Raw genomic sequence first — 20,034 nt, forward strand, 5'->3', positions numbered from 1 at the left:
TAAGGCGTATGAACGATCGAATGGTGTGGATCGACTGCGAGATGACCGGGCTCTCGCTGACGGACGACGCACTCATCGAGGTGGCCGCCCTTGTCACCGACTCGGAGCTGAATGTGCTCGGTGAAGGGGTGGACATCGTTATCCGCCCGCCGGACGCGGCGCTGGAGACCATGCCCGAGGTGGTGCGGCAGATGCACACCACCTCGGGGCTCCTCGACGAGCTGGCGGGCGGGACGACGCTCGCGGCCGCCGAGGAGCAGGTCCTGGCGTATGTACGGGAGCATGTGAAGGAGCCCGGGAAGGCGCCGCTGTGCGGCAACACGGTCGGCACCGACCGGGGCTTCCTCGCCCGCGACATGGCGGAGCTGGAGGGCTACCTCCACTACCGCATCGTCGATGTCTCCTCGGTCAAGGAACTGGCCCGCCGGTGGTACCCGCGGGCGTACTTCAACAGCCCGGAGAAGAGCGGCAACCACCGCGCGCTGGCCGACATCCGCGAGTCCATCGCGGAGCTGCGCTACTACCGCGAGGCGATCTTCGTCCCCCAGCCGGGCCCGGACTCGGACCGGGCAAGACAGATCGCGGCGCGGCACGTCCTGCGGGGGGAGTAGGGCGGCCCCCTCCCGATGGCCCTGGGGCGAGCCTCTGCCGCCCTCAGGGGCCTACGGGGGCCTCCGGGGTCCTGCGGGGCCTCCCCACCCCTCACCTGTCGCGCCCACGACAACGCGGGTGCGAGCACCCTCGGAGACCCTGTACACTTTTTCTCGGCCGGTCAGGGAAACGAAAAAGACCCGGTCATGGTGGGTATAGCTCAGCTGGTAGAGCACCTGGTTGTGGTCCAGGATGTCGCGGGTTCAAGTCCCGTTACTCACCCTTATCGATCAAGGCCGGACCTGCGTAAACGGGTCCGGCCTTTGTCGTGCCCGGAATTTTGGGAACATCACGGGAACACAGGCCCCCCGTCTGCGGCCGGATTGTCCCCACAGGGCGAGCATCGTGGAACGGCCCACGTCGGAGAAGGGCGATAGCCATACACTCGCCGCCATGATCCGCACCGTGGTGTTCGATATCGGCGAGACGCTGGTCCGGGATGACCGGTACTGGGCCTCCTGGGCCGACTGGCTGGGGGCACCCCGGCACACCGTCGCCGCGCTCGTCGGCGCGGTCGTCGCGCAGGGCAGGGACAACGCGGATGCCCTCCGGTTGATCAAGCCTGGAATCGACCTTGCCGCCGAGTACGCGGCCCGCGAGGCGGCGGGCCGCGGCGAGCAATTGGACGAGACCGACCTCTACCCGGACGTACGGCCTGTCCTCGCTCGCCTCCAGGGGCTCGGCGTCCGGGTGGTCATCGCGGGCAACCAGTCCATCAAGGTCGGCCAGTTGCTGCGTGAACTGGACCTCCCCGCCGACTTCGTCGCGACTTCCGGCGAGTGGGGTGCGGCGAAACCGTCGGAAGAGTTCTTCGCGCGCGTCCTTGATGCGTCGGGCGACGCCGGGTCGCGGGAGACCTTGTACGTGGGCGACCATCCCGCCAACGATGTCGCCCCCGCCGCGGCGGCGGGCCTCCTCACCGCGCACCTGCGCCGGGGACCGTGGGGACATCTCTGGGCCGACACTCCCGAGGCCGAGGCCGCGGACTGGCGAATCGACGGTTTGATGGAGCTGACGGAGATCGTCACCCCCTGACGGACGGTACGGTGCCGAGATGGCTGAAGGCGGTCACATCGGACAGCGAATCGCGACGCACCGGCGCGCCCGCCGCTTCACTCAGGCCGAACTGGCCCGCGCCGCGTACGTCTCGCTCGCCACTGTCCGGGCAATCGAGCGCGGCGCCCGCTCGCCGTCCGACGACACCCTGGACAGCATCGCCGCCGCGCTCGGCATCGACCCGAGCCGGCTTGTCACCGACACTGCGCGCACCTCGGACCGGATCCGCGCCGCGCTTCCCGCCATATCCGCGGCCATCGCCGCCTACGACATCCCTGACGGGGCACCAACGAGGCCGCTCCCGCAGCTCGCCGCAGCGGTGGCAGCCGCCGAGGCGTGGCGGCTCGGAGCCCAGTACAGCCGCCTGGCCCAGCACGCCCCTGCGCTGCTCCAGGACGCGCTGCGTACGGTGCACACAGCCACGGCGCCTGCCGACCGTACGGCCGCGCTCGGGTTGCTCGCGTCGACCGCCCGGTCGGCAGGCGCCGTGGCGTACAAGTCCGGGGCACACGACCTGTCAGCTCGTCTCGGCGAGCTGATGCGGTGGGCCGGCACGCAGGCAGACGATCCTCTCCTCGGGGCGGTGGCCGCGTACGTACGGACGGAGACTTTCTTCGCCGCGCGCGCCCACGAGGCCGGTCTCCGCGCCCTGCGCACCGCGATCGACGCCGCCCCGCCGGTCACGAACACAGAACACCGAGCCGCGCTGGCCGCGCTGCACATGCGTGCCGCCGTGGTGGCCGGCCGCTGCGGGGACGCCGACGGCGCCGACGGCCACCTCGGTGCCGCGCGGGTCCTGACCGAGCACGTACCCGAGGGCATCTACCAGGGGACTGCGGTCGGGCCGGACAGCGTGCGCATTCACCAGGTGTCGGTCGCCGTCGGCCTCGGCGGAGACCACGCGTCCCGCGCAGTCGCGATCGCCGAAGAGTGGAAGCCCCCGGCCAACCTGCCGAGCGAGCGCCGGAGCGGCTTCTACATCGAGCTGGCGCGTGCACAGCTCTGGGCCGGGCGACGGGCCGAAGCGCTCGAAAGTCTCCAGGTGGCACGGCGTACGGCGCCCCAGCACACGCGGCAGCATCCGTGGGCGAAGGAAGACACGGCCACGCTGCGGCGTCTCGCACGCGGGGACGCCCCGACTCTGACGGCCTTCGCGGAGTGGATCGGCACCGTCTGACGGGGTGATACACGGTGTAGTACTTGGGGCCCTTGCGGGCGGCCACCATCTGTCTGGTCAGCACATCAGCAGCAGACGGGAACCGTCGACGATGTCCAAGACCGCCCATCCGCCCCCGCCGCCCGTTCGCGTCGCCGGGCCGGTGAGCATCGCCCGCCTCCACGCCGAGGCATGCTTCTACCGCCGGGCCGTGACGAAGACGCTGACAACTGCGGGCACGATCGTGGTAGCCGGCGTCGAGCGGGTGTGGCCGATCGTGACCTGTGGACACCACACGACGGTGGCATGGTGACGACCACTCTTCAAGGGATCCCCGCCGCAGCGCTGGAGGCCCTGGCGGCACCGGACCTGGACCGTCTGGGCGAGGCCAAGGCGCGGGGCGCCGAGTGCGTCTGGTGTCCCACCCGCCTGACCGGTGACACTGCGGTCGATCTCGGCGAACGCAAGTCCATCGAGGGCTGGCTGCTCTTCCCTCGGGCCTGCCCGTCCTGCACCGCCACCGCCGCACGTCGGGCACTGCTCGATCACCGGGGACGGTGCGAGCAGTGCGTGGACGACGCGGCCCAGTGCCTGCTCGGGAGCGGGCTGTACGGGCTCATGAGGACGTGCCGGGCCCTCCAGGGCGGTGCCCGGTGACCGTGCGCGGCACGACGCCGATCACGTCAAGGGCCGAGGCCGAGGACATCCTTGCCCGGGCCGCCGCGCTCAGCGCTGGAGGCGCCGCCGAGGCGGAGCCGGCCGACGGCGCCGCACGGCTGCGGTCCCGCGTAGAGGCTCTCCTGCCTGCCGCCAAGGCTCATGTGGGCGGACTGGCCGGAGCAGCCCTCCGCCGAGACCACCGCCAAGACCGGGTCCGGGGCCGCCCCGCCCGTACGGCGCCACGCGGAGTGCTGGCCGGCCACGCGGCCCCGCGACTACTCGCCGCTGAGACGCCCGTACGCCGCAACTCAGGGGTGCTCACCCCGGCGTACGGGACGAAGGGGGCCGTCCGGTCGTGCGTGGCCGGGCGGCCCGTCTACCGCCCCGGCCGGGAGCCATCCCCGGTCGTCCCCGGCCGGGGCGGGGGCCCCGGGCTCGGGCGTCACAGCCCGGCGATCCTCTGGCCAACTGACCGGGTATTTCCTCGAAGGGATGACTCATGTGGCACACGCTCGGCGCATGCGATCACGACTGGACCCCGTGGAGTGGCAAACAGCGCTGCCCTAAGTGCGCCGCCACGCAAAACTGAACCCGAACCGGGCGCTGGGGGGAGGACCCCAGCGCCCCCGGACGAGAGGCCGGCATGACCGAGCGTGTTCCCTGGGAGGAGCTTCCCGCCGGGCTTCGGGGCCTTGTCGAGGACCGGACCGGTGGGGTGACTGCCGCGACTCCGGTTGTCCAGGGGCTCAACTGCACCGTCGCGCAGGTCCTCGTCACCCGGGAGAGCGGGCCGCTCTTCCTCAAGGGCGTCCGGGACACCGACCTGGACGGTGTCGCCGCGCTGCGGTGGGAGGAGCGGGTCAACCGTGCCGTGGCGGGTATCGGTCCGGGCCTGCTACATAGCGTGCGGGCCGACGGCTGGTACTGCCTGCTGTTCTCGTACGTGGCCGGGCGGAACGCCGATCTCGGCCCCGGCTCCCCGGACCTGGGCGCGGTCGCGGTCGCGGGCATGAACCGGCCTCCGCGCTGGCCTGGCTCCGGGAGGTGCCCGGCTGGCGCGGTGCGGACCCGAGGGGCGTGCGGGCGCTGGTGGGTGCGGTCTGCCGGCAGTGGTCCGCGACGGTCGGGGAGCGGGGCGCCGGGGCGAGCAACGGGCGGTTTCAGGAGCTTGTTCGGCCGTTCTCCGGGCGCCGTTGAGGCTTTCGTGCGGGAGGGGCGGCATTTCGGCGCGGGGCGGGAAAACGGAACACCGCCCTCCATTGAGCGACTTGCACCTTAAAAAGGCAGAATGGGCAAGAATCTGCCCCAATTTTTTTCATCCGGCGCAAAGAAAGCGGTTGTCTGGGCGCGTCGCCCCCTCCTAGAGTGACCGAGCCGTGACAGCCAGGGGGAGGTTGCAGCGAGCCACGAGACATCTCTCGAAATCTCAGGCGCGACAGGGGCGAGGCCTTTATATTTTCGCGCCGCCTTGTGCGTCATGGCTCACTCGTTTCCGTCGCGATATCTCCGCGGACTCAGGAAACCGGAAATCCCCATTCCCATTGTGCTCGTTCTGTCGGCGTGTCACTCAACGGAGGAAAAAATGCATAGGTTACTGGCCACGGAAGCATATGGCGGTTCCCGGTTCACCGGCTCGGGAGCGCTCAGATGAGGCGCGCCGGAGTCTGGGGGCGCCGGGGGCGGGTGTCCGTGGTGCTGGCCACGGCCGTCGCGCTGCTGACCGCGCTGCCCGCGCAGTCCGCCACGCCCGGCGAGGGCGGTGGAAGGGGCTCGGCGGAGGCCAAGGCTCCGGAGGGGGCCGCGCAGGGGTGGGATGCCGAAGGGGCCGGGGATGCCGGAGGGGCCGGGGATGCCGGGGCCGCGGAGGGCAAGGAGCTGCCGCGAGCCGTGCCGGCCGAGCGGCGGCGGGATGTGCTCGGGGACGCGTATGTCTCGTCCAAGGATCTCGCCTGGACGACCTCCGGGGACGGCACCGGGTTTCATGTGCTGGTGGCCGCCCGCAAGGACGGGTACGAGTGGAAGAGCGTGGCCACGCTCGTGGAACCCGGCTTCGACACCGACGCCTGGATCGGCAACGCCTGTGTGACGGGGTCCGGGCGGCGGGCCGTGGTCGCCTATGCGCCGCGTACCTTCACCAACAAGCAGGACCTCATGACGCGGGGCGCGTTCACCGCCGTCGTGGACCTGGTCACCGGGAAGGTCACCAAGCTGCCGGTGCAGGCATCGCTCGCCTATTTCTCGCCGGGGTGCGGGCTCGGTGAGGAGGCTGTGCTCTCGCAGTTCACCGATGACACCATGGGGGTGAACGCCACCCGGCTCGTCACGGTCGACGCCGCGCGGGGCCGTGTCGCCGATCCGGTCCGGCTGAGCGGGCAGGTGACGTCCGCCGTGCCGTACGGGGACGGTGTGGTGGCCGCCGACGGCAACCGGCTGGTCCGTATCGGCATGAAGGGCGCCGATAAGGGGCGCCGTAGTGTGGTGGTCGCGAGCGACAATGTGCCGTTTCAGTTGCGGGCTGATCGTGAGGGTGGGGTCGTTTATCTGGACCGGCCTGCCCTGCCCGCCGGTGCGAGTGCCAAGGCCGTGCAGAAGGGCGTCGCCCTGCGGGTGACCGCCGGCGATCTGGCCGCCACCAAGAGCCGGGTCCGGCCGCAGCGGCTGGCCGAGGGCGCGCTGTCGCGGATGGATCTCACCGCCTCCGCCGACGGCACCGTCATGGTCACCGGCGAGACCCGGGCGGGCGGCACCGCGCTGCCGGCCTCGGTGGTGCGCCCGGCCAAGGCGCCCAAGGGGTCGGTCGCCACGACCAAGGGCGAGGCCCTGGTCACCTCGACGGCCTGGGCGGACGGGAAGGACTCCCGGATCCGGCCGGAGGAGGCGCTGAGCGAGCGTACGGCCCGTATCGGCGTACAGGATCTGGCTACCGGCAAGAGCGCCACCCTTGACGTGCTGCCGACCACGCCGCCCGACGCCACCGGGGGGCAGAAGCAGACGCCCGCGCTGGCTACGGCCTTCTCGGGAGCCGCCTCCGCGTCGAGCCCGCGACTGCTCGCCGCCGATCCGCACGACCCGGTGGAGGCGGAGCGCACCTGCGCCGTACCGCGCGGCGATGTCAAGCACCAGGCGTTCCAGCCGACGCCCCGTCAGGTCGAGTGGGCCGTGGACCAGGCGATCTCCGGGAACCTGGACAAGCTGGTCGTCCGGGGTGCGAGCTGGAAGGGCACGGCCATCGGCTCGTACCGGCCGCAGAATCTCTTCCCGCTCACGCCGCTCTCCGGCGGCGGCCAGATTCCCGCGCAGGTGATGCTCGGCATCACCGCCCAGGAGTCCAACATGTGGCAGGCCACCCGCTATGCCGTGCCGGGGGTCACCGCCAACTCGCTGATCGGCAACTACTACGGCACCAGTTACAACTCCGACGGCCAGATCCCCGACCCGTGGGCGATCGACTGGTCCAAGTCGGACTGCGGCTACGGCATCACCCAGGTCACCGACGGTATGCGGCAGTCGGATACGCAGCTCTCCTCGCTCCAGCAGAAGGCGATCGCCATCGACTACACGGCGAACATCGCGGCCGGTGTGAACATCCTGGTGGAGAAGTGGAACCAGACCCGCGCGGGCGGTCTGACCATCGCCGGCGGGGACCCGAAGTACCTGGAGAGCTGGTTCTTCGCCCTGTGGGCCTACAACTCCGGCTACTACCAGGAGTCCGACGCCGACAAGAACAAGGGCAAATGGGGGGTCGGCTTCACCAACAACCCCGCCAACCCGCTGTGGAAGGCGAACCGGACCCCCTTCCTGGAGAGTGAGACCGGCGGGGACGACTACTCCCACGCGGCGCACCCGCAGGACTGGCCCTACCAGGAGAAGGTGCTCGGCTGGGCCGCCCGGCCGATCTCGGCGCTCTTCAAGCCGGGGGACATGCAGCCCGGTTACCGTGCGGCGTGGTGGCTCACCCCCACCGACCGTACGATGGTGAAGCCGCCGGCGGGGCTCTTCTGCGACAGCTCCAACGAGTGCGACCCCAGCAAGATCGTCCCGGGCGCCTCCAACGACCCGGGGAAGGGTCCCTGCACCCGATCCGACCTGTACTGCTGGTGGAACAAGGCGATCCCGGCGACCGGCTGGAAGAACTGCGCGGTCGGCACCTGCGGCAACGCCATCCACCGCTTCGACGACACCTATCCGGAGCAGCCGGACGAGAACTCCTACCCGCCGCAGTGCTCGGGCGGGCTGCCCTCCGGAGCGCTGGTCGTCAACAGCCTCCCGGACGGGACCAGGCCGGCCGGTTCCGAGAACCGGACCTGCGGGTCCGTCAGTTCGTCGGGCAGCTTCGAGTTCACGTTCAACGCCTCGAACGGCTTCTATCCGGGCAAGATCGACCTGCACCAGATCGGCGCCGGGTACGGGAACCACTTCTGGTTCACCCATACGCGGATGGAGGGCTCCAGCGAGGCCACCCGGCTGGGGACGACCGGTACCTGGAAGCTCGACCGGCAACTGAACGGCTGGGCCCGGGTCATGGTGCACGTCCCCGACCATGGCGCCCACACCCAGCAAGCGAAGTACGAGATCGACACCGGCAGCGGCACCTTCACCCGCGTGCGGTACATCAACCAGAAGATCAAGTCGAACAAGTGGGTCTCCCTCGGCGTCTACCCGGTGAGCGGGACGCCCCGGGTGCGGCTCGGCAGCCAGACCCAGGACGGCGACGGGAGCGAGGACGTCGCGTGGACCGCGGTCGCCTTCCAGCCGCTGGCGGCGAAGCCCCAGCACGTGGTGGCCGTCCTCGGGGACTCGTACACCTCCGGCGAGGGCGCGGGGGACTATCTCCCCGAGTCCGACGCCGACCACGGTGAGAGCCGCTGGAACGCCTGCCGGCGGAGCAAGAACGCATGGGGGCGGAAGGTCGTCCTGCCGGGCACCTCGACCTCGCTGGGCGATCTCTCGGACAACTGGAGCACGTCGGCGGAGCTGGGCTTCGTCGCCTGCTCCGGGGCGATGACGAAGAACGTCTGGGACGCTCCGTTCGACGGCGGGGCGCAGTGGTTCGGCGAGGGGCAGTTCAAGGAGATCAATCAGGTCAACTCGGGTGTGCTCTCCGACGACACCACACTGGTGATGCTCACTCTCGGCGGCAATGACGGGGGAGGGTTCACCAACGCGATGCTGGAATGCTCCGGCATCGGCCAGAACTGCAACGAGGACCCGAACTTCCTGCCGAAGTACAAGGGAATCATCGACAACCAGATGATTCCCAACCTCACCATCACCCTGAACGAAATCGCGCGCAAGGCGCCGAACGCGAAGATCGTGCTGATGGGCTATCCCGAGCTGTTCAGCCGTACGGTCAAATGCTCCGGCTCCTACTACTTCATGATGCCGGAAGTGGCCGCGCTGGCCGAACTCGTCAACTACGCGGACGGCAAACAGCAGACCCTCGTCAATTCCCTGAAGTCCCAGAAAATCGACGCGTCCTACGCCCATCCGGTCGAAGCGTTCGTCGGCCATGGCGGGTGTGACGACCCGGAGTGGATCAACAAGGTCGTCATCGGCCCGAACGGGGACGGCGACTTCCACCAGGGCGACCCCGTCACCAAGGAGGGGGGACAGTGCACCGCGGACTGGCTCCCGGAGTACTGCCTGAGCCGGGAGTCCTTCCACCCCAAGTCGGCGGGGACCACCGGGTACGCGTCCGTCATGCAGAAGGCTCTCCAGGATTCCGGCTACACGGGATCCTGAGCTGATGTAGACATAGGCGACATGACCCTGCCGAACGAACACCGGAACGAGAACCGGCACGAACGCCGGGACGAACACCGGTATGACCGGAGCACCCCGTCGGCCCGCCCCGTGGCGCGGCCGGCGGGGTGCTCCGCCCTGCTCGCCGTGGCCGTTCTGCTCGCCGTGGCCGTTCTGCTGGCGGTGGCCGGGGGGCTGGTCCACTGGCTCCAGGTACGGCTGCCCGCGGGCGCCGAGGAGCGCGAGAGGGCGGACCGGCGCCACCATGTGGAGAGTCTGGCCAGGAACCTGGCGACCGCGGCCCGCGACGGCGAGCTGAGCGACGAGGACATCGGCCGCACCGCCCGCGCCGATCCCTGGACCGTCGAACGCACCGGCCAGGAGATCCGCGTCGTGGTCACCACGACCCCGGAACTGGCCGGCGAACCCGCGGTCTGCTGGGCCTTCACCTTCGAACTCCCCCTGGGCCCGGAGTCCGCCGCCCGCACCGCGCCGCACACCTCCTCCCCCTGCCCGGAACGGCCCGCCCCGCGGGAATGACCCGGCCCGGTCCCTTGACACCCCTTCAGGGAGCGACGACGCTTCAGTCCATCACTTGTGGGAGCGCTCCCATGCCCACTGCCCGTATCTGCCGGCGGCGATCGCAGGGCGGCTCCGTCGGTGCACGAGGAGGACGTCATGCGCACACGTACCCGTTCGTCCCTGAGGCCCGGGGACCGAAGGCGGGGAGCCCGCAGGCTCGCCGCGCTCGCCACCGCCGCCGCCCTGGCCATGGGCGCGCTGGCCGGCTGCGCCTCGGACGACGACTCCCCCGGCGGTACGTCCGGTGCGGCGAGCGAGGGCGGCAAGGGCCAGACCACGATCACCGTGGGGGTCTTCGGCGCCTTCGGCCTCAAGGAGGCCGGGCTCTACGACGAGTACTCCAAGCTCCACCCGGACATCGTCATCAAGCAGACGTCCATCGAACGGAACGAGAACTACTACCCGCAGCTCCTCACCCACCTCGGCTCCGGCAGCGGACTCGCTGACATCCAGGCCGTCGAAGTCGCCAACATCGCCGAGATCACCGCCACCCAGAGCGGCAAACTGGTCGATCTCGGGAAGGCCGAGGGGGTGAAGAAGGGCGACTTCCTGGACTGGAAGTGGGAGCAGGCCACCACCAAGGACGGCAAGACCATAGGGCTGGGCACGGACATCGGGCCCGAGGCCATCTGCTACCGCAAGGACCTCTTCGAGCAGGCCGGGCTCCCCACCGACCGCGCCGAGGTCGGCAAGTTGTGGGCCGGGGACTGGTCGAAGTACCTGGAGACGGGGCGGAAGTTCCAGGAGAAGGCGCCCAAGGGGACCGCCTTCGTGGACTCCGCGAGCGGCGTACTGGCCGCCGTCATGGGCAGCTCCGCCGAGCGCTTCTACGACGCGGACGGCAAGGTCGTCTACAAGACCAACCCCGCCGTCAAGGCCGCCTGGGACAGCGCCGCCTCCTTCGCCGAGGGCGGGCTGACCGCCAAGCTCCAGCAGTTCACGCCCTCCTGGGACCAGGGCTTCTCCAACAGCGCCTTCGCCACCATCTCCTGCCCGCCCTGGATGCTCGGCTACATCCAGGACAAGGCCGGCGCCGCGGGCAAGGACAAGTGGGACGTGGCCGCCGCGCCCAAGCCCGGCAACTGGGGCGGCTCCTTCCTCACCGTGCCCGCCGCGGGGAAGAACGCCCAGGCCGCCACCGCACTCGCCGCCTGGCTCACCGCGCCGGAACAGCAGGCCAAACTCTTCGAGAAGCGCGGCAGTTTCCCCAGCGCGCAGGCGGCCTACGGGCTGCCCGCCGTCTCGGGCGCGCGGCACGAGTACTTCGGGAACGCGCCCATCGGGGAGATCTTCTCCCAGGCCGCCAAGGGGGTGCCCGTACAGGTCCTCGGGCCGAAGGACGGGATCATCTCGCAGAACCTCGCCGATGTCGGCATGCTCCAGGTCGACCAGAAGGGCACCTCGCCGAAGGACGGCTGGAACGCCGCCGTCAAGGCCATCGACAACGCACTGGACCAGTGACCGATGGCCGCACGTGACACCTCCACCGCCGCGCCCTCCGAGAGGGAGGGAGAGGGCGCGGCCCCGGAGGTACGGGCGAGGGCCGCCGGGACACGGGGCCGAAGGGCGCCGGGGCGGACGGCGCGGGGGGCGGACGGCTCCGGCGGCGCGGGCGAGGAGCGGCGGCGGGAGCGGCGGAGCCGGTGGTACCGGCGGGACGTGCGGTGGAGTCCGTACGCCTTCGTCGCGCCGTTCTTCGTCTTCTTCCTCGCCTTCGGGCTCTTCCCGCTCCTCTACACCGGCTGGGCCTCGCTCCACCGCGTGGAGCTGACCGCCCCGGGCGACATGGAGTGGGTGGGTCTGCGGAACTTCTCCCGGCTGCTGAGCGACGAGTTCTTCTGGAACGCGCTGAAGAACACGCTCACCATCGGGGTGCTCTCCACCGTCCCGCAACTGCTGATCGCGCTGGGCATCGCCCATCTCCTCAACTACCGGCTGCGCGGCTCGATGTTCTTCCGGGTCGCTGTGCTCACCCCGTACGCCACCTCGGTGGCCGCCGCGACCCTCGTCTTCGTGCTGCTCTTCGGCCGCGACTACGGGATGATCAACTGGGCGCTGGGGATGGCGGGGATCGACCCGGTCGACTGGCAGAACGGCGCGTGGACCTCGCAGCTCGCGGTCTCCACGATCGTCATCTGGCGGTGGACGGGCTACAACGCGCTGATCTATCTGGCGGCGATGCAGTCCGTCCCCGACGACCTCTACGAGTCGGCCGCGCTGGACGGCGCCTCACGGTGGCAGCAGTTCCTCCATGTGACCGTGCCGTCGCTCCGGCCCACCATCCTCTTCACCGTCGTCGTCTCGACGATAGGGGCGACCCAGCTCTTCGGCGAGCCGCTGCTCTACAACGGGGCCGGGGGCGCGAACGGCGGGGCGAACCACCAGTTCCAGACCCTCGGGCTCTATCTCTACGAGCAGGGCTGGGTCAATCTGCATCTCGGCCGGGCCTCCGCGATCGCCTGGACGATGTTCCTGATCCTGCTGGTCATCGGCGCGGTGAACTGGCTGATCAGCCGTCGGCTGCGGCGGAGCCAGGACCGGTAGGGCCGGGGGAAGGAGAGATATGTCCACGACCACATCGGCTCAGCCCGAGGACGCCACCCCGGGGCCGGCCACTCCTGGGGCGAGCGGCCCTGGATCGGGCGGCCCTGGATCGGGCGGCCCTGGAGCCGCCGGCGTCCGGGACGCCACCGCCCGTACGGGGAGACGAAACGCGTCCGGGAACGGGGTTCCGTTCCGCAAGGGGCCCGCACGCGGCGCCGGGCGGCAGCTCCACGGGGGGCGGTTCACCTACGCCGTCCTGACCGTCTTCACCGTCGGCTCGCTCTTCCCGCTCGTCTGGACGGCGATCGCGGCGTCCCGCAACAACACCCGGCTCGCGCAGACCCCGCCGCCCTTCTGGTTCGGCGGCAACCTGTTCAAGAACCTCCAGATCGCCTGGACCGACGCCAACATGGGGACGGCCCTGCTCAACACGGCGATCGTCGCCGGGTCGATCGCGGCGGGGACGGTGCTCTTCTCCACGCTCGCCGGGTTCGCCTTCGCCAAGCTGCGCTTCCGCTTCAAGAACCTGCTGCTCCTGCTGGTCATCGGCACGATGATGGTGCCGCCGCAGCTCAGCGTCGTCCCCCTCTACATGCTGATCGCCGAGTTGTCCTGGACCGACCGGCTCCAGTCCGTCATCCTGCCCACCCTGGTCAGCGCGTTCGGCGTGTTCTTCATGCGCCAGTATCTGGTCGGGGCGCTGCCCACCGAGCTGATCGAGGCGGCCCGGGTGGACGGCGCGGCGAGCTGGCGGGTGGTCTGGCATGTCGTCTTCCCCGCCGCGCGGCCCGCGATGGCCGTCCTGGGGATGCTGACGTTCGTGATGGCCTGGAACGACTTCTTCTGGCCGATCATCGCGCTGACCCAGAACGGCAGCCCCACCGTGCAGGTGGCGCTGACGGGGCTCGGGCGCGGCTATATCCCGGACCAGTCGGTGATCATGGCGGGCGCCCTGCTGGGCACCCTGCCGCTGCTGATCGCCTTCGTCCTGTTCGGCAAGCACATCGTCGGCGGCATCATGCAGGGCGCGGTCAAGGGCTGAGCCCCGCTCCGGGCCCCGCGTTCTCCGGGCCCCGCGTTCCCGAGCGCGGCCCGGACCTCTCCGGCCTGCCGGGGGCCGCCGGCGCCTCCACCCCCCATCCCTACGGTCACTGGGAGCCCCACCATGTCCGAGAGTTCCACGCCTTACGGGTCCGCCGAGACGTCCGGGGCCGCCCGCTCCTTCCCCCCGGACTTCCTCTGGGGCACCGCCACCGCCGCGTACCAGATCGAGGGCGCGCCCCACGCGAACGGCCGGACGCCCTCCATCTGGGACACCTTCAGCCACACCCCGGGCCGGACGTTCAACGGCGACACCGGCGATGTCGCCGTGGACCACTTCCACCGCAGGGCCGAGGACGTCCGGCTCATGGCGGAGCTGGGCCTCACCGCGTACCGCTTCTCGGTCTCCTGGCCGCGCGTGCAGCCGACCGGGCGCGGCCCGGCGATCCAGCGCGGCCTCGACTTCTACCGGGGGCTCGTCGACGACCTGCTCGACCACGGCATCGAGCCCGTCCTCACCCTCTACCACTGGGACCTCCCGCAGGAGCTGGAGTCGGCGGGCGGCTGGCCCGAGCGCGAGACGGCGTACCGTTTCGCCGAGTACGCGCACCAGGTCGGCGAGGCACTCGGGGACCGGGTCCAGCGGTGGACGACCCTCAACGAGCCCTGGTGCAGCGCCTTCCTGGGGTACGGGTCGGGGGTGCACGCCCCGGGCCGTACGGACCCGCTGGCCGCCCTGCGCGCCGCGCACCACCTCAACCTCGGCCACGGGCTCGCCGTCCAGGCGCTCCGCTCGGTGCTGCCGGCCGGCGCGCAGCTCGCGGTGAGCCTCAACCCCTCGTGCGTACGGGCCCGTACGCAGTCACCCGAGGACCTGAACGCGCGCCGCCGGATCGACGCCCTCGCCAACCGGATCTTCTCCGGGCCGATGCTCTCGGGCGCGTACCCCGAGGACCTCTTCGCGGACACGGCGCGCCTCACCGACTGGTCCTTCGTCCGGCCGGGGGACGAGTCGGTGGCGCACCAGCCGCTGGACGCGCTCGGCATCAACTACTACCGGCCCGATGTCGTCTCGGTGGCGACCGAGGGCGACGCCGAGCGCAACGACGGCCATGGCGCGAGCGACCACTCCCCCTGGCCCGCCGCCGAGGGCATCGCCTTCCACCAGGCGCCGGGCGAGGTGACGGACATGGGATGGGCGGTGGACCCGAGCGGGCTGTACGACCTGCTGATGCGGTACTCGCGGGAGGCGCCGGGGGTGCCGCTGATGGTCACGGAGAACGGCGCGGCGTACGAGGACAAGCCGGCCGACGACGGCACGGTCCACGACCCCGACCGGATCCGCTATCTCCACGGCCATCTGTCGGCGGTCCGGCGGGCGCGGGAGGACGGGGCGGATGTCCGGGGGTACTTCCTCTGGTCGCTGATGGACAACTTCGAGTGGGCGTACGGGTACGGGAAGCGGTTCGGGGTGGTCCGGGTGGACTACGAGACCCAGCGCCGTACGCCGAAGTCGAGCGCCCGGTGGTACGCGCAGGTCGCGGCCACGGGGGAGCTTCCGGACCCGCCGCTCGCCTGAACTGCCGTCGCGTGTAAGGGGTTACGGGTGGATGGGCGCGCTCCGGTACGGGGCTGAGGCGCCGCCGGGGTACGGGTGCGGTGTGCACGCCCCGGCCGGGTGGGGGGTTGTTGTGGTCCGGCCGGAGCGCGCTGCCCCAGGTTGCCGCGTCTCTCACGCTAGCGGTCCGGGGCGGGGCCGAGGCCCTGATCGGGGGTGGTGCGGAGATCCTTAGGGCTGGCTTAAGGGTGGCATCGGGTCACCGAAAGGTTTCTCCCGGCGGCAGGGGGCCGGGGGCCGGTGGTCGGGTGGCGGGGGGGGCCGGATGCCGGTGGCCCGGTGACGGTGGCCGGGTGACGGCGGCCGAGGCGCCGGAGGTGGGCGCTGACGCCCTGTTACGTTCCGCGCGTCGCCCCGGCCGCCCCGGCCGTATCAGTCGCCCCGGCCGCCTCCGCCGATCCGTCACGGTCCCGGCCCAGGCCCCATGGCGGCCGGATCCGCCCACGGCCCCTTCCGCGTCCCCGGCTCCGTCCCCGGCCGCGCAGGCGGTGGCCCCGGCGTTCGTCCGGGGAGCGCCAGCCGTCCAGGCCGAGCCAGATCCGGATCTCCGTACCGCCGAGCACCGAACGTCCGATCCGTACGTCCCCGCCCGTGGACTCCGCGACCCGGCGCACGATGTCCAGGCCCAGGCCCGTGGAGCCCTCGCGGGCGCCGCTGTTGCCCCGGGCGAGCGCGGCCTTGGGGTCGGCGATCCCGGCGCCCGCGTCCGAGACGAGGACGATCACGGCGTCCTCGCCGTCGTGCACGTCGACCGAGAAGGCGGTGCCCTCGGGGGTGTGCCGGAAGACATTGCCGAGCAACGCGTCCAGGGCGGCGACGAGTTCGGCCCGTACGACCGGGGCACGCACCGGTCCGCCGACGCCCGCGACCCGTACCGTACGGCCCTCGTCCTCCGCCAGCGCGGACCAGAAGTCCATCCGCTCGCGCACCACTTCGGCGACATCGCATCCGCCCGCCGGGCCCGCGGCGACCGTCTGCGGCTTCGCCTCGCGGGCGGTGCGGATGATCGTGTCCACCTCGCGCTCCAACTGCGCGACGGCCGACCGGGTCTGGTCGGCGGCCGGGCCCTCGCCGAGGGAGGCCGCGTTGAGGCGGAGCACGGTGAGCGGGGTACGGAGCCGGTGCGAGAGGTCGGCGGCAAGCTCCCGTTCGTTGGCGAGGAGTTGGACGACCTGGTCGGCCATGGCGTTGAACGCGACGGCGGCGGAACGGAGTTCGGGCGGCCCCTCCTCGGGGACCCGGGCGCCGAGCTTGCCCTCGCCGAGCGCGTGCGCGGCGCCCGCGAGCTGCCGGGCGGGCTCGACCATCCGGACGCCGAGCCGGTCGGCGACGGCGACGGAGCCGACGACGAGGGCGAGGCCGACGCCCGCGAGGACCAGCCAGGCGTTGGTCACGCCGTGGGTGACCTCGGCGTCGGGGACGAACACCTCGACGATGGCGATCCGGCCCGCGCCGAGGGCGGTGGGCTGGAGGAGCACCGAGCCGCCGGGCACCTCGGCCATGGCGGCGCGCGGGGTGCGGCGTACGGTCTCCAGGTCCTCGGGCGCGGCGCGCCGGGTGCCGATCTCGACGGCCTCCGCCCTCCCCTCGGCGTCCCCGGTACCGGCCCCGGAACCGGTACCGGCCCCGGAGCCGGAGCCGTTCCGTACGGCGGGGACATGGACGGCCATCCGTCCGTCGGCGCCCGCCTGGGTGGAGGCGACGGCGCGCTCCAGTTCGGTGCGGTCGGTGGTGATGGAGAGGGTGGGGCCGATGGCGGCGGCCTGCCGCTCGGCGTTGGTGAAGGCGCGGTCCCTGGCCATCTCCTTGATGACCAGGCCGAGCGGTACCGCGAAGGCGACCACGACCATCACGGTGACGGCGAGGGAGACCTTGACCAGTGCCCATCTCATCGGCGCGGCTCCCTGCCGGGGGCGGCGGGCGGACCGGCGGGCGGCCCAGGAGGCTCCCCGGGCGGCTCCAGCTTGACGCCGACGCCGCGCAGGGTGTGCAGATAGCGGGGTCTGGCCGCCGTCTCGCCCAACTTCCTTCTCAGCCAGGAGAGATGGACGTCGATGGTCTGGTCGTCACCGTACGACTGCTGCCACACCTCGGCGAGGAGTTCCCTGCGCGGTACGACGACACCGGGGCGCCCGGCGAGAAAGGTCAGCAGGTCGAACTCCCGGCGGGTGAGATCGAGCGGCGCCCCGTCCAGCTCGGCCTGTCTGCGCAGCGGGTCGATGGCGAGCCCGCCCACCCGCAGGACGCTCGGCGGGGCCGTCTCACCGGTGGCGGCGCGGGAGCGACGGAGAACGGCGGCCATCCGGGCCGAGAGGTGCGCCACCGAGAAGGGCTTGACGAGGTAGTCGTCGGCGCCGTCGTTGAGGAGCCGGACGATCTCGGCCTCGTCGTCCCGGGCGGTGGCGATGATCACCGGTACGTCGGTGATGCCGCGCAGCATCTTCAGCGCCTCGGCGCCGTCCAGATCGGGCAGTCCGAGATCGAGAATGACCACGTCGAACCGGAAATGGGCCACTTCACGCAGCGCCTCCAGAGCCGTGCCGACGCTCCGTACGGTGTGGGAGGCCTCGGTCAAGTGCCTGATGAGGGCGGAGCGTACGAACTGGTCGTCCTCGACCACGAGCACACTGGGCATGGGCGGCACCGTACGCCATCGCGCCGGGGGCGGGCGGGGCCCGGGGGCGGAGGATACGGCTCCGGTGGGACAGGGGTGGCGTACGTGGTGCACTATGGCTCCGATGCGCAGAGGACTCGTACACGCGATCGCCTGGCTGCTCGCGACCGGCGCGGCGACCACCCTGACCTGGTGGGGCGTTCACACGGTCATGGCGGGCACGGCGTACGACCCGCCGCGCGCGCTTCCGCTGCCGGTGGAGGGGGCGCAGGAGGTCTCCACGGCCTCGCGGGCACCGCTGGAGTCCTCGACCCACCGCCCGAAGGAGACCCCCGCTCACCCGCCCTCGTCCTCCGCTCCCCCGGCGGGCACGGAGTCCCCGAAGAGTCCGCGGAGCCCGGGGAGTTCGGAGAGTTCGGGGAGCGACGGCAGGTCACCGGGCGCGGGCTCCGGTACGGGCGCGACGCCCCCCGCGAACGAGGGGAACTCCGCGTCCACGGAGGCCGGTTCGGGCGGGAAGGTGGCGGGGTACACGGTCGACGGCGGCCGGGTCGTCCTCGAACTTCACGACGACTACGCCGAGTTGGTCTCCGCGACGCCCAACGCGGGGTGGCAGGTGCAGGCGTGGACGGAGGAGTACTGGATCCGGGTCACGTTCACGCGGGACGGCCGGGAGGTCTCGGTGTTCTGCACGTGGCACGACGGCCCGCCGAGGGTGGAGTTCGACGACCGCTGAAGTGCCTTGTACGGCAGGGGTGTTCGGGGTCAGCCGGGGAACGTGCCGGCGGGCGGCGACGGGGACGCCTTCGCCTCCGCGTCCGTGACGACCGCGGCGCCACCGCTGAAGTCGGTGAGCCCGCGCCCGTGTTCGACCCGCCCCGGGTGCGGATCGCTCGCGACTCTTCGGGTCAGTTCGGCGACGGGGAGTTCGCGGTCGCCGGCGAGCAGCACGGCGTTGCCGAAGCGCCGGCCGCGCAGCACCGCCGGGTCGGCGGCGAGCGCCAGCCGCTCGAACGCGCTTGCGGCGGTGGCGATCTGGCCCCGGAGATGGGCGAGCGGCGGCCCGTCCGCGATGTTCGCCGCGTACCACCCCTCGGGGCTGAGGGCCCGCCGTACGTCGGCGAGGAACTCGGCGCTGGTGAGATGGGCGGGGGTGCGGGTCCCGCCGAACACATCGGCGATCACCAGGTCCGCCCAGCCGTCCGGGACCTTCCCGAGCGCGGCGCGGGCGTCGGTGGAGCGGACCCGGATCCGCGCGCCGGGGTCGAGCGGCAGGTGCGTCCGTACGAACCGGACGAGCGCCGCGTCGAGTTCCGCGATCTGCTGGGTGGAACGGGGCCGGGTGGCGGCGGTGTAGCGGGCCAGCGTGAAGGCGCCGCCCCCGAGGTGCACGACGTGCACGGGCCGCTGGGGCGGGGCGACGAGGTCGATGACATGGCCGAGGCGACGCTGGTACGCGAAGGACAGATACCCCGGGTCGTCGAGGTCGACATGGGACTGCGGCGCCCCGTCGATCAGCAGCGTCCAGGCCCGGGCCCGCTCCGGGTCCGGGGCCAGCTCGGCGGTCCCGGAGTCGACCTCCTCGACCACGGCGCCCGCCCGCCCCCGCTCCCGGTCCCGCCTGCTCCGTGCCATGGACCCATTATCGGCCCAGGTCCGCACCACAGCAGAGCCCGGATCACCGGACCGCCGGTCCGGTCAGCCGCGCCTCAGTGACAGCGGTCCGCCGCCTCGATCAGCCGGGCCGCCTCGCCCAGCGCCGCCCGCAGCACCTCCGGGTCCGTGACCGGGCCGGTCGCCTCGGGGGGCAGCAGCCAGCCGGAGCCGGTGACCGGCGGGTCGGCGGGGGCGCGGCGGCTCCGGGCGCCGAGCGTCTGCGTACAGGCGCTGCCCGGCAGGTCCCAGCCGGCCGCCGTGCCCGGCGGGACGAGAAAGCCGAGTGTGTCGCAGGAGCCGTCGTGCAGCACGGGCCCCACCGCCGGGGCCGCCCCGCGCCGCAGGATGTCCACCGCCTCAAGTCCCTGCCGCGCGGGGACCGTCACCAGGTCGGGCGCCTCACCCGGCTCGCCCGCATCGGCGGAACCGGCCGTCCCCGCCGCCTCCGGCCGTGCGCTGAACTCCTGGTGATGTGCGTGTCGTGCCGTCGTACGCGAGCCACCGCCGCTCTCCGTACCGCTTTTCCACTCCCACTCCAACAAGGCAAGCCCTCCTCGTCGAACGCGGACACTCGAACGCGGACACGTTGAGCGCCTTCTCCGGGTTCCCGTCCGGTTCAACGCGGCGCGGCGTCAACGGCTACGGCGAAACGCCGCCGCAAAGGATGGCACTTCATGGCGGATCCTGGGCGAGAAATCCGATTTGTTGCCAAAC

At 71.6% G+C, this 20,034-nt stretch carries 17 protein-coding genes and 1 tRNA gene; 13 read left to right on the forward strand and 5 right to left on the reverse strand.

Features of this window, described 5'->3' with window-relative positions:
* Positions 1-8: 8 nt before the first annotated feature.
* From orn to AB0O07_RS22305, 6 genes are all read left to right on the forward strand, one after another.
* A complete protein-coding gene (gene orn, locus AB0O07_RS22280) occupies positions 9-611 on the forward strand; it encodes an oligoribonuclease (protein WP_365635886.1) in 603 nt (200 codons plus the stop codon).
* Between the two features lie 189 nt (positions 612-800).
* Positions 801-873: transfer RNA gene (locus AB0O07_RS22285), tRNA-His, on the forward strand.
* A gap of 171 nt (positions 874-1,044) precedes the next feature.
* The gene (locus AB0O07_RS22290) at positions 1,045-1,686 is read left to right on the forward strand and encodes an HAD family hydrolase (protein ID WP_365635888.1); all 642 of its coding nucleotides are present in this window, start codon (positions 1,045-1,047) and stop codon (positions 1,684-1,686) included.
* A gap of 19 nt (positions 1,687-1,705) precedes the next feature.
* Entirely contained in the window at positions 1,706-2,884 is a 1,179-nt protein-coding gene (locus AB0O07_RS22295) for a helix-turn-helix transcriptional regulator (RefSeq protein ID WP_365635890.1), read from the forward strand.
* 91 nt (positions 2,885-2,975) lie between these two features.
* Positions 2,976-3,176 carry a hypothetical protein gene (locus AB0O07_RS22300; RefSeq protein ID WP_365635892.1) on the forward strand — a complete coding sequence of 67 codons (201 nt, stop codon included), beginning with the start codon at positions 2,976-2,978 and terminating at the stop codon, positions 3,174-3,176.
* Positions 3,170-3,520: a hypothetical protein gene (locus AB0O07_RS22305; RefSeq protein ID WP_365635894.1), complete on the forward strand. Its 351-nt coding sequence runs from the start codon at positions 3,170-3,172 to the stop codon at positions 3,518-3,520. The genes AB0O07_RS22300 and AB0O07_RS22305 overlap by 7 nt, the downstream gene beginning before the upstream one ends.
* A 26-nt stretch (positions 3,521-3,546) precedes the next feature.
* On the opposite strand, the gene AB0O07_RS22310 is transcribed toward AB0O07_RS22305, so the two are convergent.
* Entirely contained in the window at positions 3,547-3,786 is a 240-nt protein-coding gene (locus AB0O07_RS22310) for a hypothetical protein (protein ID WP_365635896.1), read from the reverse strand.
* A 1,384-nt stretch (positions 3,787-5,170) separates the two neighbouring features.
* On the opposite strand from AB0O07_RS22310, the gene AB0O07_RS22315 reads away from it, so the two are divergent.
* The 6 genes from AB0O07_RS22315 to AB0O07_RS22340 all read left to right on the forward strand — a co-directional run bounded on the left by AB0O07_RS22315 (position 5,171) and on the right by AB0O07_RS22340 (position 15,011).
* Positions 5,171-9,265: an SGNH/GDSL hydrolase family protein gene (locus tag AB0O07_RS22315; protein ID WP_365635898.1), complete on the forward strand. Its 4,095-nt coding sequence runs from the start codon at positions 5,171-5,173 to the stop codon at positions 9,263-9,265.
* Between the two features lie 21 nt (positions 9,266-9,286).
* Positions 9,287-9,805: a hypothetical protein gene (locus AB0O07_RS22320; protein WP_365635899.1), complete on the forward strand. Its 519-nt coding sequence runs from the start codon at positions 9,287-9,289 to the stop codon at positions 9,803-9,805.
* A gap of 138 nt (positions 9,806-9,943) precedes the next feature.
* Positions 9,944-11,308, forward strand: a complete 1,365-nt coding sequence (locus tag AB0O07_RS22325) for an ABC transporter substrate-binding protein (protein WP_365635900.1) — start codon at positions 9,944-9,946, stop codon at positions 11,306-11,308.
* A 3-nt stretch (positions 11,309-11,311) separates the two neighbouring features.
* Positions 11,312-12,391: a sugar ABC transporter permease gene (locus AB0O07_RS22330; protein ID WP_365635902.1), complete on the forward strand. Its 1,080-nt coding sequence runs from the start codon at positions 11,312-11,314 to the stop codon at positions 12,389-12,391.
* Positions 12,392-12,410: 19 nt separating this feature from the next.
* Entirely contained in the window at positions 12,411-13,433 is a 1,023-nt protein-coding gene (locus AB0O07_RS22335; RefSeq protein WP_365635904.1) for a carbohydrate ABC transporter permease, read from the forward strand.
* 123 nt (positions 13,434-13,556) lie between these two features.
* Entirely contained in the window at positions 13,557-15,011 is a 1,455-nt protein-coding gene (locus AB0O07_RS22340; protein ID WP_365635906.1) for a GH1 family beta-glucosidase, read from the forward strand.
* A 374-nt stretch (positions 15,012-15,385) separates the two neighbouring features.
* On the opposite strand, the gene AB0O07_RS22345 is transcribed toward AB0O07_RS22340, so the two are convergent.
* Positions 15,386-16,942: a HAMP domain-containing sensor histidine kinase gene (locus AB0O07_RS22345; protein WP_365635907.1), complete on the reverse strand. Its 1,557-nt coding sequence runs from the start codon at positions 16,940-16,942 to the stop codon at positions 15,386-15,388.
* Positions 16,939-17,685, reverse strand: coding sequence for a response regulator transcription factor (locus tag AB0O07_RS22350; RefSeq protein WP_365635909.1), 747 nt, complete (start codon positions 17,683-17,685; stop codon positions 16,939-16,941). Before AB0O07_RS22350 ends, AB0O07_RS22345 begins: the two co-directional genes overlap by 4 nt.
* 103 nt (positions 17,686-17,788) lie before the next feature.
* Between AB0O07_RS22350 and AB0O07_RS22355 the strand changes: the two genes are divergently transcribed.
* Complete coding sequence (locus AB0O07_RS22355; RefSeq protein WP_365635911.1) at positions 17,789-18,400, forward strand: hypothetical protein; 612 nt, start codon at positions 17,789-17,791, stop codon at positions 18,398-18,400.
* Positions 18,401-18,429: 29 nt separating this feature from the next.
* On the opposite strand, the gene AB0O07_RS22360 is transcribed toward AB0O07_RS22355, so the two are convergent.
* Together AB0O07_RS22360 and AB0O07_RS22365 are read right to left on the reverse strand one after the other, a co-directional pair.
* The gene (locus tag AB0O07_RS22360; RefSeq protein WP_365635912.1) at positions 18,430-19,299 is read right to left on the reverse strand and encodes a fused MFS/spermidine synthase; all 870 of its coding nucleotides are present in this window, start codon (positions 19,297-19,299) and stop codon (positions 18,430-18,432) included.
* A 74-nt stretch (positions 19,300-19,373) separates the two neighbouring features.
* On the reverse strand, positions 19,374-19,709 hold the full coding sequence (locus AB0O07_RS22365) for a hypothetical protein (RefSeq protein WP_365636232.1): 336 nt from the start codon (positions 19,707-19,709) through the stop codon (positions 19,374-19,376).
* Positions 19,710-20,034: the final 325 nt, after the last annotated feature.

Origin of the sequence: Streptomyces sp. NPDC093085, from assembly GCF_040683935.1 — a bacterium.
Taxonomy (GTDB): Bacteria; Actinomycetota; Actinomycetes; order Streptomycetales; family Streptomycetaceae; genus Streptomyces.

Excerpts from the sequence above, each read along its gene's own strand:
- AB0O07_RS22300 (WP_365635892.1), top strand. The coding sequence starts at position 2,976 with ATGTCCAAGACCGCCCATCCGCCCCCGCCGCCCGTTCGCGTCGCCGGG.
- AB0O07_RS22295 (WP_365635890.1), top strand. The coding sequence starts at position 1,706 with ATGGCTGAAGGCGGTCACATCGGACAGCGAATCGCGACGCACCGGCGC.
- AB0O07_RS22290 (WP_365635888.1), top strand. The coding sequence starts at position 1,045 with ATGATCCGCACCGTGGTGTTCGATATCGGCGAGACGCTGGTCCGGGAT.
- AB0O07_RS22345 (WP_365635907.1), bottom strand. The coding sequence starts at position 16,942 with ATGAGATGGGCACTGGTCAAGGTCTCCCTCGCCGTCACCGTGATGGTC.
- AB0O07_RS22315 (WP_365635898.1), top strand. The coding sequence starts at position 5,171 with ATGAGGCGCGCCGGAGTCTGGGGGCGCCGGGGGCGGGTGTCCGTGGTG.
- AB0O07_RS22355 (WP_365635911.1), top strand. The coding sequence starts at position 17,789 with ATGCGCAGAGGACTCGTACACGCGATCGCCTGGCTGCTCGCGACCGGC.
- AB0O07_RS22305 (WP_365635894.1), top strand. The coding sequence starts at position 3,170 with ATGGTGACGACCACTCTTCAAGGGATCCCCGCCGCAGCGCTGGAGGCC.
- AB0O07_RS22335 (WP_365635904.1), top strand. The coding sequence starts at position 12,411 with ATGTCCACGACCACATCGGCTCAGCCCGAGGACGCCACCCCGGGGCCG.
- orn (WP_365635886.1), top strand. The coding sequence starts at position 9 with ATGAACGATCGAATGGTGTGGATCGACTGCGAGATGACCGGGCTCTCG.
- AB0O07_RS22330 (WP_365635902.1), top strand. The coding sequence starts at position 11,312 with ATGGCCGCACGTGACACCTCCACCGCCGCGCCCTCCGAGAGGGAGGGA.
- AB0O07_RS22320 (WP_365635899.1), top strand. The coding sequence starts at position 9,287 with ATGACCCTGCCGAACGAACACCGGAACGAGAACCGGCACGAACGCCGG.
- AB0O07_RS22325 (WP_365635900.1), top strand. The coding sequence starts at position 9,944 with ATGCGCACACGTACCCGTTCGTCCCTGAGGCCCGGGGACCGAAGGCGG.
- AB0O07_RS22350 (WP_365635909.1), bottom strand. The coding sequence starts at position 17,685 with ATGCCCAGTGTGCTCGTGGTCGAGGACGACCAGTTCGTACGCTCCGCC.
- AB0O07_RS22360 (WP_365635912.1), bottom strand. The coding sequence starts at position 19,299 with ATGGCACGGAGCAGGCGGGACCGGGAGCGGGGGCGGGCGGGCGCCGTG.
- AB0O07_RS22340 (WP_365635906.1), top strand. The coding sequence starts at position 13,557 with ATGTCCGAGAGTTCCACGCCTTACGGGTCCGCCGAGACGTCCGGGGCC.